The organism is Halorhodospira neutriphila (assembly GCF_016584055.1).
Taxonomy (GTDB): domain Bacteria; phylum Pseudomonadota; class Gammaproteobacteria; order Nitrococcales; family Halorhodospiraceae; genus Halorhodospira; species Halorhodospira neutriphila.
The window spans coordinates 1-2844 of sequence record NZ_NRSH01000191.1 but is presented as its reverse complement, the minus strand read 5'-3'; the positions used below and the strand labels follow the sequence as shown (position 1 = coordinate 2844).

Sequence of the window (2844 nt, the reverse complement as noted above, 5' to 3'; positions counted from 1 at the left end):
GCCGAGCCCCCCGGCCCGGCGGCGCCGGCCGGCGCCGCCCGCGCCAGGGCGTCGGCGATGCGCCGGGCGAGGAAGTCGTGGACGGTGCGGGCGTCGCGGAAGCGGACCTCGTGCTTCATGGGGTGGACATTGACGTCCACCTGCCCCGGGTCCATCTCCAGGTAGAGCACGTAGGCCGGGTACCGGTCGCGGTAGAGGACATCGCTGTAGGCCTGGCGGATGCCGTGGGCGGCCCCGCGGTCGCGGACGAGCCGGCCGTTGACGAACAGGTACTGGAGATCCCCCTGCCGCCGTGCCGCCGTGGGCAGCCCCAGCCAGCCGGTCAGGCGCAGCCCCGCCCCCTCGAGCGCCACCGCCACCGCCGTCTCCGCGAACGCCTCGCCGAGCAGCGCGGCGAGCCGGGCCTGGCGCTCGCCCTCGCCGTGCGCCGGCTCCACGGCCCAGAGCCGGCGGCCCTGGTGGGTGAGGGAGAAGGCCACGTCGAGGCGGCTCAGCGCCAGCCGCCGCAGGGCCTCCTGGACGTGGTGGAGCTCGGTGCGCTCGGTGCGCAGGAACTTGCGCCGCCCCGGGGTGTTGTAGAAGAGGTCGTCGACGGTCACCGTGGTCCCCGGCGGGCGCGGCGCGGGGGCGGGGGCCTGGAGGGCGCCGCCGTCGCAGCTGACCCGGCAGCCGCGCTCCGCCTCGGCGGTCCGCGAGTCCAGCGTCAGCCGGGAGACGGCGGCGATGCTCGGCAGCGCCTCGCCGCGGAAGCCGAGGCTGGCGACCCCCTCCAGGTCGGTGAGGCTCGCCACCTTGCTCGTCGCGTGGCGCCGCAGGGCCAGCTCCAGCTCGTCGCCGGGGATCCCGCGGCCGTCGTCGGCCACGCGGATGCGCTGCTTGCCGCCGCGCTCCACGGCGACGTCGACGCGCGAGGCCCCGGCGTCGAGGCTGTTCTCGACGAGCTCCTTGACCACGGAGGCGGGGCGCTCGACGACCTCGCCGGCGGCGATCTGGTCGACGAGCGGCTCGGGCAGGGGGCGGATGGCGAGCCCGGCCGTCACGAGCGCCCCCTCACGGGATGGTCAGCTTGGCGCCGGCGTTGATGCGGTCGCCGGAGAGGTCGTTGGCCGAGCGCAGCTTCTCCGTGCTGACGTCGTAGCGCCGGGCGATCCCCGAGAGGGTCTCGCCGCGGTGGACGACGTGCTCCCGGGACCCGCTCGCCTGGCGCAGGTCCGGCAGGAGGTTCTCCCGGGCGTACTCGCTCACACCCGAGGCGATGCCGGCGGCGAGCTTGTACTGGTAGTTGGGGTCCTTGAGCCGGCGCTCCTCGCGGGGGTTGGTGATAAAGCCCAGCTCGATGAGCACCGACGGCATGTCCAGGGACTTGAGCACGGCGAAGCCCGCCTGGTGGACCCGGCCGTGGAGCAGGTCGGCGTGCAGGTCGAGCTTGGTGAGCAGGTGATTGCCCATCTCCAGGCTCGTCTCGATGGTGCTGCCCCGGGAGAGCTCGAGGAGCACCGTCTGGAGCTCCGGGTCCCTGCCCTGCAGCGAGATCTCGCTGATAAAGTCCGGGGCGTTGCCCTGCCGGGCGAGCATCCGGGCCTGCTCGGAGCTGGCGCCGTCGAGGGAGAGGGCGTAGACCGAGGCGCCGTCCACGCGCGAGCTCTCCGAGGCGTCGGCGTGCAGCGACAGGAAGATATCCGCCCCCTGCCGGTCGGCCTTGCGCGTGCGGTCGCGCAGCCCGATGTAGTAGTCCCCCTCGCGGATGAGCACGGGCTTGAGGTGGGGCTTATCCTCGAGGATCGACGCCAGCCGGCGCGCCACCGCGAGGACGACGTCCTTCTCGTGGGTGCCGTTGGCGCCGATGGCCCCGGGGTCCACGCCGCCGTGGCCGGCGTCGATGGCGACCACGACCTGGCGCTCCCGATCGGCGGCGGAGTGGACCACCCGGCGCCCGTCGCCGTCCTGGGGCAGCAGGTCGACCACGAGCCGGTGCCCGCGCCCCCCGCCGGGGCCGATGACGAAGCTGCGGGTGTCGGCGGCCTTCTTGAGGTCGAGGACCACGCGCAGGGTGCCGTCGCCCTGGCGGCCGGTGCGGATCCGCCTGACGAGCCCGCCCCGCGGGAGGCTGTCGAGCTCGAGGGCGGTGTCGGCCAGATCGACGACCACCCGCTCCGGATCCGAGAGGGTGAAGAGCTCGTGCTCCGGCGCCGCGCTCAGCTCGAAGACCGCCCGGACCCGCTCGTCGCCCTTCTCCGAGAGGCGCATCTGCTCGAGGACGGGGCCCGAGGCCGCCGCGCAGCTCCAGGCGGCGACGGCCAAGGCCGCAATCCATCCCCCGATCAGCGCTCGCCGCAAGCCGCTCCCCTCGCGCGTGTGGCGTCCCCATCCCCCTGATCCATTGGCCTAGCGTAGGCCCACCGCCACCGGGCGTTCAAGAATCCCCTCGCAATCATCCGGGTTGCACGCCGCCGGCGGCGACGGCGCCGAGCGCCGCCCGGCCCCGCTCGCTCCCCGCCGCCAGCCGCGCCGTGCGCGCCTGGCCGTCGTGGGCGAGCTCGACGGTCAGGTCCGGGGCCGGGAGGAGGTCACCGCCGCGCTCCGGCCACTCGATCAGGACCAGGGCCTCGGCGCCGGCGATCTCGTCGACGCCCAGGAAGTGGAGCTCCTCCGGGTCCGCCAGGCGGTAGAGATCGAGGTGGAAGACCGGCCCGGCCGCGGTCGGGTACGGCTCCATCAGGGTGTAGGTGGGGCTGCGCACCGGCCGCCAGGGCGACGGCACCCTGCGCGTGGTCCTCGACCTCAAGAAGGCCGCCGACACCCGCAGCTTCGTCATCGGCCCCGGCGGGGGGCGCGGGCACCGGC

At 74.8% G+C, this 2844-nt stretch carries 3 protein-coding genes; all 3 read right to left on the bottom strand.

What is annotated here, in order from left to right:
• Window positions 1-1040 (bottom strand): DNA mismatch repair endonuclease MutL (gene mutL / locus CKO13_RS11560; RefSeq protein ID WP_338034648.1); only part of this gene is annotated, 1040 nt, incomplete at its 3' end.
• 10 nt (window positions 1041-1050) lie between these two features.
• Window positions 1051-2301, bottom strand: coding sequence for an N-acetylmuramoyl-L-alanine amidase (locus CKO13_RS11555; RefSeq protein ID WP_242468025.1), 1251 nt, complete (start codon window positions 2299-2301; stop codon window positions 1051-1053).
• A 130-nt stretch (window positions 2302-2431) separates the two neighbouring features.
• Window positions 2432-2815: a tRNA (adenosine(37)-N6)-threonylcarbamoyltransferase complex ATPase subunit type 1 TsaE gene (gene tsaE / locus CKO13_RS11550; protein WP_274600691.1), complete on the bottom strand. Its 384-nt coding sequence runs from the start codon at window positions 2813-2815 to the stop codon at window positions 2432-2434.
• Window positions 2816-2844: the final 29 nt, after the last annotated feature.